Here is a 15,898-nt window from a genome sequence, read left to right as displayed (position 1 = left end):
CGGTTCGCTCGGTTGGGGCAACTCTCCGGCGCAAGTCCAAAACCTCGCTGGTGGCCTGGTATCGTCCGTGGACTAGCCATAGTGCACCGGTCACGGCACCCGCGTTGTTCAGCGCCTGTACGAGGGTGGCCGCATGTTGGAGGTTTTCGGCGGCAAGCCGCCGGTACGGCTTCATGGCTTAGAGAATGAATCGGAGCGCGGCGCGGATGGTCCCGGCGTCGGCGTGGCGCGTTGCATGGGCGGAACCTCGACCCGGCGGTTCGGCGACTGAAGAAGCGCGAGGGCTAGCGGCAGAAGCTCTGCTGGGTGGGCGGTGGCGAGTTGCAGCAGCCTGGTCATCCACGTGGCGGGTGATGTGTCGCCGGCCGCTTGCCTGGCAAACTCGATAGTTTGCATCGCGACGTTCGGTTCGCCGGTGAGGGCGTACCCGATCGCCTCGTGGAACAAACTTTCGGCGGCAAGGGTGCTGTCACCGTTGGCTTGCGCCACCTCGGATGCCAGGGAGGCCGCGGGCAGAAGGAAATTTTCCTGAGAAGCGGCGATCTCTGAGAAGATGGCGGCGAACCGGTCCGGGTCTTCCATAGCCTCGAGGACTGGACCGTCGAGGCCGGCCCTGGCCAGGGTGAGTAGGTTGTGGGCCCGCAGCACCTGGCGGGCCCATGCTCGTTCGGTATCCGATGTCCGACCCACGCCCTCGCCACGCGACCAGCCCGGCGCGCCGGCGGGCGAGGCCAAGGTGGTGAGGAAGGCGGCGATGTCGTCACTAAGCAGCTCGTGGCGGTTCTCCGTCAGCAGGGTGCGTTGTTGCTCAGGATCACTGCGGATGAACTGCGCCGCCAGCACTGCGGTCAGGAGTGGCCGGTAGGCCTCATCCACTCCCTTGTTGCGGGCCTCGGCCCGTATTGCCCGGTAGCGCTCCGCCTCGTCCTCCGGAACGGTTAGGAGGGCTTCGTCGATGGCCGCGTCAAACTGTGCGTGAAGCAATTCGGGGTGAGCGAGGAGGTAGTCACGCTCGTGCTGATAGTTCTCCGTCGCTAACCACCCTCTTGCGAGCTCGAGCTGCTCCTCCGAAAGCGCCAACCACGCCGGGGGGTGCTCACTCACGAGCTGGTTGAAGCTCGTCGGGTCGGCTCGGAAGTGGCGGCGCGCCTCGTCGCGCAGTGCGGCCGTCAGTTCGCGCTCTCCGTCGACCAGGGACAGCCCGCGGCGGGTCGACTCGATCCCTGCCGGGTCACCGGCACCAGCGTCGCGTGAGCGGGCGAGCAGAAGGACTGCACGGGAATGCTGATCCAAGCGGCTGAGTGCGGTTTCCCAGAGGACGCTTGCCTCCAGCCGGTCTTGCGCCTCTGACCCTAACGACTGCAGCTTGTTGAAGGCGGCGGCGAGGCCGAGCAACAATGCCGGATTGTTGGCCGCCACATCCGGGTACAGCTCGACAGCTTCCTTCATGGCGGCTAGCGCGTCCGCGGACCGACCGACCTCGCTCAGACGTGAAGCGAGGTTGTTCAGCGCGCTGGCGAGGTTAGGTTGGAAAGCGGGGTTGGTCACGGCCAGCTCCCTGTAGAGCGCAACCGCTTCCTCAGTCGCGGCTCCCGCCTCGGTGGGCCGACCGACCTCGCTCAGCTGAATGCCGAGATTGTTGAGGGCGCTCGCGAGGTCGGGGTGGAACGCGGGGTTGGTGGCGGCAAGCTCCCGGTAGAGCTTGACCGCTTCCTCAGTGGCGAGACGCGCCTCGGTGGGCCAACCGACTTCGCTCAGCTGGATGCCGAGGTTGGTCAGGGCGCTGGCAAGGTCGGGTCGGAAGGCGGGGTTGGTGGCGGCCAACCGCCGGTACAGTCCAGCCGCCTCCTGGGTGACGGCCAGCGCATCGTCGATACGGCCGACCTGGCTCAGGCGGGCACCCAGGTTGTTCAGCGCGCTGGCGAGGTGGGGTTGGTAGGCGGGGTTGGTGGCGGCCAGCTCACGGAGCAAGTCCGCCGCTTCCAGCGTGGGAGCCAGCGCGTCGGCGCTGCGGCCGACCTCGCTCAGCCGGATGCCGAGGTTGGTCAGGGCGCTGGCGAGGTGGGGTTGGTAGGCGGGGTTGGTGGCGGCCAGGTCCCGGTAGAGGTCGGCCGCTTGCTGGGCGACGGCAAGCGCGTCGGTTCGTCGGCCCACCTGGCTCAGCTGGATGCCGAGGTTGTTCAGGGCCCTGGCGTGGTGAGGTTGGTAGGCGGGGTTAGTGGCCGCCAGCTTCCGGTAAAGATCGGTTGCTTCCTGGCTGGGAGCAAACGCGTCGGCATATCGGCCCACCTCGCTCAACCGGACGCCGAGGTTGTTCAGGGCGCTGGCGAGGTCGGGTTGGTAGGCGGGGTTGGTGGCGGCCAGCTCCCGGTAGAGGTCCACCGCTTGCTGGGTGATGGTCAGCGCATCGGTTCGTCGGCCCACCTGGCTCAGCTCGATGCCGAGGTTGTTCAGGGCGCTGGCGAGGTCGGGTTGGTAGGCGGGGTTGGTGGCGGCCAGCTCACGGTAAAGATCGATTGCTTCCTGGCTGGGACCGAGCGCGTCGGCATATCGGCCCACCTCGCTCAACCGGACGCCGAGGTTGGTCAGGGCGGCGGCGAGGTCGGGTTGGTAGGCGGGGTTGGTTGCCGCCAGCTCGCGGTACAGATCGACGGCTTCCAGCGTAAGAGTTACCGCATCCTGGTCGGGGCCCTGCGAGGCCAAGACACCAGCGACCTTGAGGTCAGCTATCGCCACATCGGGGCGCAGTTGGGGAGCGTGCTCGACGAGGCGGCGCATGTCCTCGAGAAGCAGCTGACCCGCCTCTGCGACGTGTCGCCACACCCACCGCCGTAGGTAGCCCGCATTCTCCGGGTCCACTCCTGTCTCGATGAGGTGCCGGTAGCGGTCCAGCAGTGCCTGGGCGACCAGGGATGCTCGTGGATCGAACGGTTGCTGCACCGTTGCGTTGTGGCGGGGCCGCAGCAACTCGGCCAGGGACTGGTGGAGCAGCCGGTACACCGCCTGCCCGCCCTCGCCGTCCTGGACAACGTACCGCCCAGCCTGCTCGAGCACCCAAGTAAGGTCCTCACGCCTGAGGCCCAGGTCGGGGGCGCGGGCAGCGGCCACAGTGATCCACTCGTCGTCTGGAAACCCCGCACCGTACGCCCATGGCAACGCTGCCAGCAGTGCACGGGCTAGCTCCGCCGCATCCGCCCCTTCCGGCAGCGGCCGGTGCGTGGGCGCCCGGACGTCGGCCAGGTCGGCGTTGAACGCTTGCTCTACCGACCCTGCTAACTCCCTCTCCCAGCCCGCCGCGGTTGTATCCAGGGGCCGGGCCCGCAACTGGGCGGTGACGATCCGGGCCAACAAGAACGGCTGCTCACCCTGAAGAGACTCCACCAACCGTTCCGCGACCGCGGCGGGATCCATCAGTGCGACAACGCCCTCCAGTCGGCGAATGACATACTCACGCAGGTCCACCAGCCCACGGGCGGCAACGGCTGGATCATCCAAATCCACGCCCGGACCTTCCGGCGTGAGCCGAGCCACCAAAGAGGGCCCCTCCGGGAAAAGCACGTCCCGCGTAGCCACGATCACCGTGGCGTAGTGCGCCAGCCGGGCAAGCAGCTGGTGCACGATGGTGGAAGCTTCGCCGCTCGCCTCGTCCAACCCGTCCACAACCAGCACTGGCAACGGCCACCCCCGACCGGAGGTGGCGCGTTGCTGCAGCTCCCGAACCAAGAGCAGCGCATTGCGGGCGCCGACAACCGGGCGAAGCACCCCGGCCGCGGTTAACTGCTCACCGACGAGTTCAGCCATGCGATCCGCGGTCAACCCTCGCGCGTACACGTGGGCGTGCACCGACCCAACACCGGGGTCGGCGTGGCCGAGTTCCGGCCCACTCTGCTCGATCAGCCGTGCCCGCTCGCCAGGGTCGGCCAACGACACCACCCGGCCCAAGATTGCCGACTTGCCCGTCCCGTCGGACCCGGTCACGACCTGGATCCCCGGCTCGCCCGCCCGCACCCAGGAGACGACCGTGTCGACCTCGGCCACCCGCCCGGTGAACGCCGACGCTTCGTTCACAGTCGCCCCACCTCGAGCTGCCAGCAGCAGATGCTCCACGACCGAGACGGGTGCCCCCGGCAGCCACAAGGGATTCGGCAACAAGAACCCGGCACTGCCCCAGCCCTGGAAGCTGGGCGACTGCACGTTCGACGGCCACTCCTTCAACACGGCGTCACAAAAGTCATCCCCGCGCAGCCACCGGTTGTGCCGAGACCACCGCAACTTCAACTGCGCATCAGTGGGGCCCTGACGCAGCAACCGCAACACCACTTGCCCGAAAAGCCCGTCACGGGCCACTTCCGATGGCGAACATGAGGTCAACACGCCAAACCACGTCTGCGACGCCTCCGGGAGTCGGTTCCGCAGCAACTCGGCACCAGCCAGCGTCGCATCAACCGCCTCCCCCGAGTAGGAAGCATCCAGCAGCAGCAGAACCTGTTCAGCCCCGCTTAGTGCCGCGGCGCCCATCACCTCCGCAGCCGACACACCACCAAGCACCAGGTTGCGCGAGTCCGATGTCAACAATCGGAGGCCCCCGACTCTTGAGGGGTAAGCGTGGCCGCTCCACATCACCACCAAGGCTCGGGCGCCTGCCGCGGAGACGAGGTCAGCGAGGTGCTCCAACTCGGTACCAACGGACAATCTGTCTGGATTTCGAAGTACCACGCGGGCAAATTCCTCAGGCAGCGCTTCCGCCACCGCCTCAACATCGGCCACTGCACGCGGCAACTCCGGCAACTCAGCAGAGGCATAGGAGCTCACACCGACGCCGAGGAAGGCCCCTGCCCAGTCAGCCACCGAAGCCCCCCTCACCGAAGACACCTCGCCTGACAAACTCGATCGTCTCCTCGTCCGGCGCCCGCGTCAACCGAAATGGTGAGCCGGCGACCCCAGAACCGAGCGGGACTGCAGCTGACGGGAACCACAAAAATCGCATTGCGCCTGGTCCCCGGCAGCGTGCTCCGCCTGCTTCCCTGTCAACACAAGGGAACTCGCGAGTAGTCGGGACAAACCGTATTACCTGACTAGACAACCGTTTCGAAGGGGTCGCAGTGGAAAGTGGCTCCGCGGTAGGGCGTGCTGCTGCTTCATGCAGGAACCTGCCGTTCTCACGGGGAACGGGACTCGAGGACCGATGACGCTCACTTCGTACGCGACTGTCTACACGTAGTAGGCGTAGCGAGCCGTGGGCGTGTCGCCAGGGTCAAGTTGCTTTAGGATGCCGCCGATGGACTCAGCCGTGCGAATGGTGATTGGCGGCCGCCGTCCAGTTGCGTCGCGTTCCAGTTCATCACTCGGGTAATTGGTGCTCGAGTGCCACGAGTAACTCACGCCGTGGAGCTTCCACCGCAGATGTCGGACGCGCCAGGCATGGTAATGCTCAATGAAGCGCTGGTACGAGAGTGGCATAGAGCCGCCGTGAATCAGATGCGCGTTGTTCGACAGCAGTTCCTGTATCCGTTCATTTCGAGGCATGAGATCGGTGTCGACCCAGAAGAGCCAGAACTCCAATTCTGCGTCGGTTAGGGCCCGATCTGTCGGGAAGACCGACGTCCTGCCGAGAGTGCGCAGGAGGTCCCGGAACGACTCCTGGCCTTCGAGAACAAGGAAGGCGAGCGGACCATACAACTGCGCCAGTTGTTCTGGCTCACTTTAGTGTGAACGTATCCGGTTCCAGTCGCTCACTCTGGCTGATCTGCATCGACCCATCTGGACATGGTCACGTTGTCTCGCTCTGCCTGCCGCCGCTGTCCGCAGGTGCCCATCCCTGAGCAAGCGGCGTGGCGCCGAGCGGCTTGCTCAGGGATGCGCAACGTCACAACCGCTGGGGGTTTCATCCTCACCACTACTGCACCGTTGTCGTCTCCTGGAGAAGTCCCGGTGTCGGCAGGATCGGCGAAGGCCCGGCTCGCGTGCGCGAGGGCACGCACTGCTTCGCGCGCTTCCGTGGCACCGGCCACCCGGTCGTTGTACGTCGGCATCTCGTCTGCTGACTTCCCGATCCCCAGAGGTGCGACCTCGTACCCCGACACGGAGAAACGACGTCACGGCCTCGGGTCAGTGTGTGCGGCGGGCCCACGCAGCCGTACTGCATCAGGTCCAGGCTGCACCGACGCCACTCGTGACCCGAGACCGCTCGTTGCAGCACCTCCACTCAGCCAGAAGGTCATCGTTTACCCATCGCAATCGCCCGTGAAGGACCAGCCAGGACCGGGTACATTCGGACCAGGCGCATCGCCTGCTTCCCTGTCAATCAGAGGAAACCTGAGCGAATCCGGAACGATCGCAACTCCTGGTCACAACCCGATTTCTCCAAGGGGTCGCAGGTTCAAATCCTGTCAGCCCGACAAGAGGTCCCGGAAACTCAAGGGTTTCCGGGACCTTCGAGGTTGTGGGACGTGAACCGGCGGCGGGTTCGAGCGGTCAATGCAACATCCTCGATGAGTTGACGGTGTTGCAGATGGCGCGCTCAGTGTCCTCGCGATCCTGGGAGCGACCGTCACGACGAGCGGTGGACCCGGGGTCCGGGTTCCGTCGTCGTCCTGGCGGTCCTTCGGCTCCTGCCCGAGGACCGCTTCCCGCCCATCGGGGCCGGTAGGCGTCAGTCGAGCTGTCCGCGTACCGCCCCTGCCGGGTACTCGGCGTTGTGGACATTGACGTAGTAGTTGTCCGGGTTCGCGTCGAGCGCTGCGGCGAGCGCGTCGTTGTCCACGCAGCCGGACGAGTAGCCATCGGTAGGGGCCTCCAGCTCCTGCACGACAGGACCCGCCGTGTTCTCATCGCCGACGTGGATATGTGCCGCAGTCGCCGGTGCGATCCGCCGGACGAAGAGGTTGTAGCAGATCATCCCGTTGTCGGTGTTCCACCGAACGAACGCGAAGCCGCGGCCGTCCGGGTCGCCGGGACCTGGGACTTCCGCGGCACCGGTCAGGCGGGTGAACGAGAAGGGCAGGAAGTCCGCCCGCGACTCGGCATTCGCCGCCGTCGGGACGAGGAGTGCCACTACCACGCCAAGTGAAGAAGCCATTGCTGCCAGAGTTCGTGCGCGCATGACGGTCCTTTCGGTGTTCCGGCGATGAGGGTTGTTCGGCGCGCGCTCGGGGAAAGGTATCGGTCTGGGTAAGCAGATTCGCGGCACTTCTCACGGGTGCCGCCACAAGTGCCTCGCAGACCTCACCGGTCGGCGCCTCACTGCCAGTGAGTATCCGCTTCCGCCACAGCTCCAGCAAGGGGCGAAGAGACCATGAGAGGAACCTCGGAGGAGCGCGCCGAGCTCGGGCGTCTCAGCAAGCTCCATAACCAGTAGCACCGAGCCGTGCCGGCAGCCGCCTTTCGGCTCTACGCGTTCGGGATCGCGCCTGCCCCGCGGCGCAAGGGGCTGACGCAGGGCGCCCTCCGGCGTAGCGTGCGGAAGCGGTGGCGGCATGTGCCGCCGATTTCCGACGAGTTCGAGGGAGACAGCATGACGAAGGTCGAACACAGGATCCTGGTGAACGTCCCGGTCAGCGTGGCCTACAACCAGTGGACCCAGTTCGAGGACTTCCCGCACTTCATGAACGGCATCAAGAAGGTCACCCAGTTGAGCGACGACCGGCTGGAGTGGGTGGCCGACATCGCCGGGGTCCGCCGCAAGTGGGAGGCGAAGATCCTCGAGCAGATCCCGGACAAGAAGGTGTCCTGGGCGGCGACCGAGGGAGCGACGAACGCCGGCGAGGTGACGTTCGAGGACCTCGGCGGCGGGCAGACCAGTGTGCGGCTCATCCTCGAGTACGAGCCCGAGGGTCTCGTCGAGAAGATCGGTGACAAGCTGAACGTGGTCGAGCGTCAGACCAAGAACGACCTCGAGCGCTTCAAGGAGCTGATCGAGGCTGAGGGGTACGCCTCCGGGGCGTGGCGCGGGACGATCGAAGGCGTCCCCGGCACTCCCGGGGTCGAGGAGGCGGACGCGTCTCGCGGCGACTCGGGCAAGGCGGGCGTGTCCGGCAAGGTCGTCGCCGCGGGCGTCGCCGCTGCCGCTGCCGCCGTCGGCGTCGCTGCTGCGGCCACCGGCAAGAAGTCGGAGGACGCCGAGGTGGTCGAGACCGACGTCGAGCTCACCACACCGGTCGACACCGTGACGGTGGCGGAGGAGGACATCACCGGGGCGGCAGGCACGCCGGGCTCGGTCGACGAGCCTCTCATGACGGATGTCCGCGACCCTGACGTCGATCCGACACTGCGAGGCGACAGCCCCGACCGCTACTGAGTCGGGCGGCTGGGGCCGATCGAGGCATCCCCACGAGGGCCTCTCGCGCTGCGAGGGGTCCTCGTGCCGCCCCCCGTCGAATCAACGCAATCCCGGCGCTCGCGGCTCCGCGGCCGCGATCTCGGCCTCCCGCTCAGGAGGTGAGCCCGTAAGCGCGTGACCGATAGGAGCGGAACACGCGCCGACCGTACAGGCGATAGACGACGCGCATCACCTTGGGCGCGCTGCGGAGCAGTTCGTCCCGCTGCTCCGGCGTCATCGATTCGAGCATGAAGCCGATCACGACCATGAGCTGCTTCGGCTGCATGCCCTTCTGCGCATGTTTGCCGAGTCGCTCCCACTCCTCCTGCGTCCAGGTGGCCGAGATCACCGGGAGGATCCTCGTCTCCTCGTCACCGAGATGGTGGAAGAGGAGGCCGTTCAGCTCCTGCAGGAGCTCGCCGATGCGTTCCCGGTCCGCGGTCGATCCGCTCGAACGCCAGCTCGCGATCACAGGCTCCATCCGGCCGATCACGTCCGCGACCCCCTCGTGCTGCCGCTTCATCAGCCCGACGTGGAGAGCGCACCCCGGACTCCTCGCTGCGAGCTCGTCCCACAGCACGAGGTCCTCCGACCGGTGATGGTTGTGCAGGAATCGGTTCAGGAATTCCAGGTGATCGGCCACGGCCCCGGCTCGGACCGTGTCCCCGTCCGGAACCTGTGCGATGAGCTCGGGGGCTGCCTGGTAGACGTGACGGAGCAGGCCGTGCACCAGGATCATGTCCGACGTGTCGCAGCCGGCTCCGGAGGTGCTCCCCGCATCGGGCTCCTGCGACATACTCGACCCCTCTCGGACACAACCTGCGGTCGACGGAAGCCGACCACCGAGCCTGCCGGGTAGTGCCGATGGTCCTGTGGAAGACGCCGGTCAGCCGGCGCCGGCAGCAAGGGTGACAACGCCGCCGGCTCCGTCGACGGTCACCTCGTCGCCGGTCGTGATGGACTCGGTCGCGCCCGGCACTCCCACCACCGCGGGGATGCCGTACTCGCGAGCGACGACCGCGCCGTGGCTGTTGGCGCCGCCCATCTCCATCACGAGCCCGCCGGCCGTGAGGAAGAGCGGCGTCCAGCCGGGGTCGGTGGAGGGAGCGACCAGGATCTCGCCGGGCTCCAGGCGAGCGCCGACCGGGTCCAGGACGACGCGCGCCGGCGCGGTGACGGTCCCGGTCGACGCGGGCGTCCCGCGAAGCGCCCCTGCCTCGGCCTCGGCGGCGGATCCGAGGGCCTCGAGCTCCGTCCCATCGGACAGCAGGACACGCGGCACGTGCCGACGCCGCAGCTCGGCGTCGTAGCGGTCCCTCCGCTCGCTCACGGTCGGACGGAGGTCCGCCCCCTCGGCCGCGCGCTTCACCTCGTCGAAATCCAGGAAGAAGACGTCCTCCGCCTGAGCCATGCGGCCGTCGTCCGCCAGCCGGCCACCGATCTCGAGCAGCGCCGCACGCGCCCGGCTGAGAACGGTGATGATGAGGAACTTCGGCATCTCTCGGATCCCGACGAGCGCGCGGGCGCGCCGCAGACAGAACCGGACGGCAGCGGCACGAAGGCGGCCGCGCCGCCGAGCGCGGCGGACCAGGGTGGCGATCATGGCGGTGGCGTCGCGCGCGCCGTCCTCGAAGTGCTGTTCCGGCGTGGCCGCGTCCGGGGGCAGCCGAAGGTAGCCGGACAGCACACCGAAGAGGTGCGCGGGATCCTCCGACCACCGGGGCACGCCGAGGTCGATCTCCGCGACGGCGCGCTGACCGTAGCGACCCAGGAACCCCGTCATGCCCCGGTGCAGAACGGCCGGAAGAAGGCCCGTTCGATAGTCGTCGGCGAGCCCGCGAGGGGTCCGCGAGGCGAGCGCGGACGCCGACTCCGGGTCCTTCCGCACGCGCACCGCGACGCGCCACAGGTCCAGATCCATCTCCGTGGTCACGTTGTCGGGCACGCTGCGGAGCACGGTCTGCAGGTCGCCGGACCTCGTCGAGCCTCGCAGCAGGCGGGCGGCGAGCCCGAGCAGGGCGAAGCCCACTGCCGCACCGGGAAGGGCGCGCGGTGCGAGCGGCACCGAGCGGACGAGCAGGTCGACGACCGCGTCGACTCGCGCCGGGATGTCGCCCTGCGCCGGAACCCTGCTGCTCCGGACCTCCTCCGCGAGCCGCCGGACCCGGCGCTGAGCAGCCGCCGGGTTGAGAAGTGCCTGTCCGACGACGAACGGCAGCCGGATCCGCGCGGCGAGCCGCAGCGCGGGTCGCACGAGACGGCGCCGGGACCCCGGCTGCACCGAGAAGCGGCTGTTCGTGAAGAGCCGTCGAAGCACGACGGCCGACCGTGCCTCCATCACGTCCAGCGCCCTGGGCAGGATCTCCCGGCCTACCGCTGAACGCACCACGGGCGTCGCGTCGATGAAGATCCGCTCGCCCCCGACCGCGAAGCCGTCCGGGCCGTCGGTGATCGGAGCGGGCGCGCGACCGACGAGATCCAGGAATCCGGACCCGATCAGCCGGAAGGCCGCGATCCCCATGGGCGTGATGGGCCGGTGGAGGCCCTGCGCGAGGCTGATGCAGAAGTAGACGCGGATGTCGTCGGCGGGCAGCGGCGCCGTTCGCACCGGGACCGGGAACAGCGTGGTGATCGGCCGGGACTGCGTCAGCCAGATGTGCCCGTCCGCGTCCACCGCCCACTCGATGTCCTGCGGGCTGCCGAAGGCCTTCTCGACGCGGTCGCCGAGCGACGCCAGAGCTCGCACCTGCGCGTCCGTCAAGCTGGCCGGCTCGTCGCCGGAGCCGCCACGTCGCCGGTCGAGGATCCGTCCGCTTCCGGTGTCGACGACGAAGTGGTCGGGATCGACGGCGCCGGACACCACGGCGTCGCCGAGTCCGCGCGCCGCGTCGATCACGGCCTGTCGCCGGCGGCCCGTCACGGGATCGGCCGTGAAGAGCACCCCCGCGGACTGGGCGTCCACCATGCGCTGCACGACCACGGCCAGCGCGACCCCGGCGCCGTCGATGCCCTGGGCGGCGCGATAGGAGACCGCGCGGTCGGTCCAGAGCGAGGCCCAGCAGCGCTGCACGGCGTCGAGCACATCGTCGATGCCGGTCACGTCGAGGTACGTGTCCTGCTGCCCGGCGAAGCTCGCGCCGGGGAGGTCTTCCGCGGTGGCCGACGAGCGCACCGCGACCCGGCCGTCGCCGCCGGACACCAGGCGGGCGTACGCGTCGCGCACGGCGTCGGCCACCGCCCGGGGGAAGGCTGCGCCGAGCACTGCTGCGCGCGCGGCCGACGCGTCCACGCTGCTCCCCGCCTCGACCGCCGTTCCCCGCACCGCGCTCCGGTAGGCCTTCGTGGTGATGCAGAAGCCGGGCGGCACGTCGAACCCGGCACGGATCAGCTCGCCGAGGTTCGCCGCCTTGCCGCCGACGAGGGCGATGTCCCGAGCCGACAGCTGCGGGAGCTCGAGGACGAGTGCGTCCGGGGCGTCGAGAGGTACCGCTGGGCCGGGTGTGACCATCTGCCACTCTCCTGACCGGAGGATCCACAGCTGGGGAGTCGAGTGCAGGATCGCACCGCGGGGATGCCTCCGCAAGACCGCGACCCCGCCGCGGGCACCTGGACGTCCCGGGAGCATTGTCGGCCGGAAGCCCGTCCTGGACCAGGTCTCCATCCGGTGTACCTCCTGCGTACTGTGGACGAGAGCACAGAGAACCCTGTCGATGTCGTTAGCGTGTCGGCGTGATGTCCCCGCCCAACCGAGGCGAGGCCGAGCACGATGGCACTCACGACATGGGTTTGGTCGTCGTGAACTACGGCTCCAGCCCCCTGCTGCGGCAGTATCTTGCAGCCGCGAGTGAGCTGGGCGCCCACGTGCGCGTCGTCGTGGTGGACAACCGCAGCACCGTCGAGGAGCGCGGGGAGGTCACCGCTCTGGCCGCCGAGCAGGGCTGGGACCTGGTGACGCTGCCGGACAACCGTGGTTTCGGCGCGGCGACCAACGCGGGGTTCGCTCGGGCACGGGAGCTGGGATGCGCGACATTCTGCTGCCTCAATCCCGATGCCTCGGTGCCTCCCGATGTGCTCGAGGAGCTTCGACTCGCGAGCTTGGCCGACCCGCTCGCCGTCATCGCGCCGCGGATCGTCAATTCCGCGGGCGTGACGGTGTTTGAAGGGTCGACCCTGGGCCTGGACGACGGCCGGACGGCTGCGCCTCACAGTCCCACCCGATCGCGCGGCCCTGTGGAGGAATGGTTGACGGGCGCCTGCCTGGTCGTATCCGCGGAGATGATCGACCGGCTGGACGGCGGCTACGACGAGGGGTACTTCCTCTACTGGGAGGACGTGGATCTGAGTCACCGTGCGCTCGCGGCCGGAGGATCTCTCGTCGTCCGCTCAGATCTCGTCGCCGTTCACGACGAGGGCGGCACGCAGGGGACGCGGGAGGGCGGCGCGAAGTCGGACCTCTACTACCGCTACAACTGCCGCAACCGCCTGCTCTTCGCCGCGCGCAACCTTCCCCGCCGCCAGCTGCTCAAGTGGATCGTCCGCACCCCCCGCGTCAGCTGGGAGATCCTGCTGCGTGGCGGACGGCGTCAGCTCCTGCACTCGCCCAAGCCGCTGGTGGCGGCCGTGCGTGGGAGCTTGGAGGGACTCGGCATCGCCCTCGTGGCGCTGGTCCGGCAGACTGCATCCCGCTCCGTCCGCGTGCAACACGCGCCCGCTCGCGGCGATTTGATTCAAGGCGCGACGGAACGAGCCGCGCTGCCATCGGCTCGCCGTTCGCCCGATGCCGGCCCGGTGAGGGTGACCGTCGCCGTGCCAACCTTCGGCCGTCCGAATGAGTTGCGCGATCTGCTGCCGCAGCTGCTGGATCAGGTGGCCGAGGTGACGGCCGGGGGTCAGTACACCGCCGAGATCCTGGTCGTCGACAATGACCCGGCTCGCTCGGCCGCCGCCGTGGCGGCGGCCGTTTCGGAAGTGCGCTATGTGGTGGAGGCGACGCCAGGGATCGCTGCTGTGCGCAACCGGGCGCTCGATGAGGCGGCGGCTTCCCGGCTGCTCGCCTTCATCGACGACGACGAGTGGCCTTGCATAGACTGGCTGGCCGCCCTGCTGCGCACGTGGGCCGGCTCCGGCGCTGCCGCTGTGTCGGGACGGATCCTCCCCGACTACACCGGCCCGGTCGACCCGTGGATCCTCGCCGGAGATTTCTTCGTGCGCCGCCGCATGCCGACCGGGACCGAGATCGACGTCGCCGCAGCCGGCAACCTGCTCCTCGATCTGGCTCAGGTCCGCGCCGCGGGCACACGCTTCGATGCCGCTCTGGGACTGGCGGCGGGAGAGGACACGCTGTTCAGCCGCTCGCTCGTGCACGCCGGCGCGCGCATGGTCTGGTGCGACGAATCGGCAGCGGTAGACCTCGTCCCAGTCGGGCGGCTCACCCGCCGGTGGGTGCTCACCCGAGCGTGGAGCCATGGAAACGCCGCCGTGCTGACCGAGCTTCGGCTGACCGCGGCCGCGGCTGCGCGGCTTCGCATCCGGATCCAGAGCGTGCTGCGCGGCCTGCTGCGGCTCGGCGGGGGCGGGGCCCGCTGGGTGCTGGGCCTGGCTACCGGGTCTGAAGGACACCAGGCAGGAGGGGCTCGCTCCATCTTCCGCGGTATCGGCATGATCGGGGCCGGTCTCGGCGTGGTGTACGAGGAATACGCCCGGGACGGCCGCCGCTGGCGGATCGGCGGCATCAGGACGCGCTGACTCATCGGCCGTGGCCTGCCGCCGTTCGTCCCGCCGGAAGCTGAATGTGGTCGGCTGGGGGAGTGACTCAGCGTCGTACGGCGGTGCGGGCGCGCTTGTAGGCCCTGAGGTGCGCGGTGCCGACTTCTGTCCACTCGCGCCGGGACAGGTCCGGCTCACCCGCCGGTGGTTCCGCACGCACCGCTGCGAGAGCTCCGGTCAGATCCGTTGCGGAGAGCGGGGGCAGGAAGGTATGTATCCAGCCCGGCCCGACCTCGTCGGCAAGGCGCCGGTTGACCTCGTTGTCCGGCACGAGCACCGGCGTGCTCAATGACAGCGCGGCCAGGACCCCACCGGAGTTGTGCATCTCCCGGTACGGGAGGACGACGAGTTCGGCCTCGGTGACTTCGGCGACTAGGTCGCTGTCGGAAAGGAAGGCGAGGGAAAGGCTGATGCGCGGGTCCCCGGCCGCCGCCGCTCGCAACTGCTCGGCCACGTCGTCGCTCGTCGGCCTGCCCGCGATGCGCAGGCTCAGCCCCTCGTCCGCGGTTCCGCTGAAGGCGCCGATGAGCCGGTCGACGCCCTTGTACCGGCGCACCTGCCCGACGAAGGCGAGCCGACCGGCGCGCCGCTGCCGTCTGGAGTGAGGGGCGTACCAGTCGCGGTAGTGCCCGTGAAGCACCGTCTCGACAGGCGTGCTGCTGTCGACCTCGGTGACCTCGTTGATCCTTATCCGCAGCGCGGTCACACGCTCCGCCCAGCGCAGCAGGACGACCTCCCGGCGGGAGATGCCCTCGGGGAATCCGAGGTTGTGCACCGTTCGCACCAGCGGTACCCGCAGCAGTCGCAGCCGGAGCAGCAGGAGGACGAACAGACCCTGCCGGAGGAGCTTCTTCAGCGGGCTCTGACCGCTCACGAGGATCTCCGGCCAGTGCGCATGGAATACGTCGTAGCGAGCGGTCAGGGCTCGGCGCCAGGAGAACGTGAGGACGTGGACACCCGGGGTCCGGTCCAGGACGTCCCGCAGCATGACCACATAGGGGTTGGTCGTCGCCCGCGGCTCGGGGAAGGACTGCAGGACGACGAGGGGTCGCGAAGGTGCGGTGCCGGCTCTCATGACCCTTCAATCCTCCCCGCAGATGAGGCGTCCGGTTCATGGCGTCCGCCCGGTGATCCCACTCGCTCGATGCACCGGCCGGCTCGCGCCGGGTGGAGCCGCGCGGAGGCATTCGCCACGCCTGTCGACGCCGGCGTACGGGACCTGAGGCACTGCGGAGCGCGACTCGTGGACGAGATCATCGGTCGACGGCAGCCGCAAGCAGACCGGTGCCCGCGGAGCAGGTAGGTGTGAATCCTGTGATCCCTGCGACGGGTGGAGCGAAGGGAGTTCGTCGACCATGAGCGGTTTCACGTTGGAGGAGCACATCGCGCGGCCTCCGAAGGATGTCTTCGACGTGCTGGCGGACCCGACCCGCGCCACAGTCTTCCTCGACAACATCAAGGAGAGCAGACGGCTCACCGACGGACCGATCTCGGTGGGGACCGCGTTCCGCGAGACCCGGGTCGTGAACGGCAGAGAGGCCACCGCCGACCTGGTCGTGAGCGTCTACGAACCCGACACCCACATCGGCATCAGCACCGAGGCCGAAGGCATCAGGGTGACCTACGACTATCGCCTCGTCCCGGACGGGGAGGGAACGCGGCTGACGTGGACCTGCCAGCTGGAGACCGGTCGCCTGCGCAGGCTGATGCTTCCCGTGGTCTCGGCCATCCTTAGGAAGGAGGACGGGGACCACCTGCAGAAGCTGAAGGCGTACCTCGAGGCGAGGTGACCTCCGATCCGATGGGGATCCGGGC

8 protein-coding genes are annotated in these 15,898 nt (G+C 68.5%); 3 read left to right on the top strand and 5 right to left on the bottom strand.

Going from position 1 to position 15,898, the window contains the following annotated elements:
- Nucleotides 1-171: 171 nt before the first annotated feature.
- Together J3P30_RS15670 and J3P30_RS14715 are read right to left on the bottom strand one after the other, a co-directional pair.
- On the bottom strand, nt 172-4,848 hold the full coding sequence (locus tag J3P30_RS15670) for a tetratricopeptide repeat protein (RefSeq protein WP_210481742.1): 4,677 nt from the start codon (nt 4,846-4,848) through the stop codon (nt 172-174).
- A 1,804-nt stretch (nt 4,849-6,652) separates the two neighbouring features.
- Nucleotides 6,653-7,078 (bottom strand): CHRD domain-containing protein, encoded by a 426-nt coding sequence (locus J3P30_RS14715; protein ID WP_210481741.1) that lies wholly within the window; start codon nt 7,076-7,078, stop codon nt 6,653-6,655.
- 435 nt (nt 7,079-7,513) lie between these two features.
- On the opposite strand from J3P30_RS14715, the gene J3P30_RS14710 reads away from it, so the two are divergent.
- Entirely contained in the window at nt 7,514-8,296 is a 783-nt protein-coding gene (locus J3P30_RS14710; RefSeq protein WP_210481740.1) for an SRPBCC family protein, read from the top strand.
- A gap of 133 nt (nt 8,297-8,429) precedes the next feature.
- On the opposite strand, the gene J3P30_RS14705 is transcribed toward J3P30_RS14710, so the two are convergent.
- Both J3P30_RS14705 and J3P30_RS14700 read right to left on the bottom strand, forming a co-directional pair.
- Nucleotides 8,430-9,113, bottom strand: coding sequence for a hemerythrin domain-containing protein (locus J3P30_RS14705; protein ID WP_210481739.1), 684 nt, complete (start codon nt 9,111-9,113; stop codon nt 8,430-8,432).
- A 90-nt stretch (nt 9,114-9,203) separates the two neighbouring features.
- Nucleotides 9,204-11,825, bottom strand: a complete 2,622-nt coding sequence (locus J3P30_RS14700) for a PEP/pyruvate-binding domain-containing protein (RefSeq protein ID WP_210481738.1) — start codon at nt 11,823-11,825, stop codon at nt 9,204-9,206.
- A 224-nt stretch (nt 11,826-12,049) separates the two neighbouring features.
- Between J3P30_RS14700 and J3P30_RS14695 the strand changes: the two genes are divergently transcribed.
- Nucleotides 12,050-14,062, top strand: a complete 2,013-nt coding sequence (locus J3P30_RS14695) for a glycosyltransferase family 2 protein (protein WP_246853465.1) — start codon at nt 12,050-12,052, stop codon at nt 14,060-14,062.
- 67 nt (nt 14,063-14,129) lie between these two features.
- Here the strand turns inward: J3P30_RS14695 and J3P30_RS14690 are convergent, their stop codons facing one another.
- On the bottom strand, nt 14,130-15,158 hold the full coding sequence (locus J3P30_RS14690; protein ID WP_210481737.1) for a glycosyltransferase: 1,029 nt from the start codon (nt 15,156-15,158) through the stop codon (nt 14,130-14,132).
- Nucleotides 15,159-15,438: 280 nt separating this feature from the next.
- Between J3P30_RS14690 and J3P30_RS14685 the strand changes: the two genes are divergently transcribed.
- The gene (locus tag J3P30_RS14685) at nt 15,439-15,873 is read left to right on the top strand and encodes an SRPBCC family protein (protein WP_210481736.1); all 435 of its coding nucleotides are present in this window, start codon (nt 15,439-15,441) and stop codon (nt 15,871-15,873) included.
- Nucleotides 15,874-15,898: the final 25 nt, after the last annotated feature.

It is taken from the genome of Naasia sp. SYSU D00948 (genome assembly GCF_017916515.1).
Classification (GTDB): domain Bacteria; phylum Actinomycetota; class Actinomycetes; order Actinomycetales; family Microbacteriaceae; genus Naasia.
The sequence above is the reverse complement of the archived record's forward strand: the minus strand, read 5'-3'. Positions and strand labels throughout refer to the sequence as shown.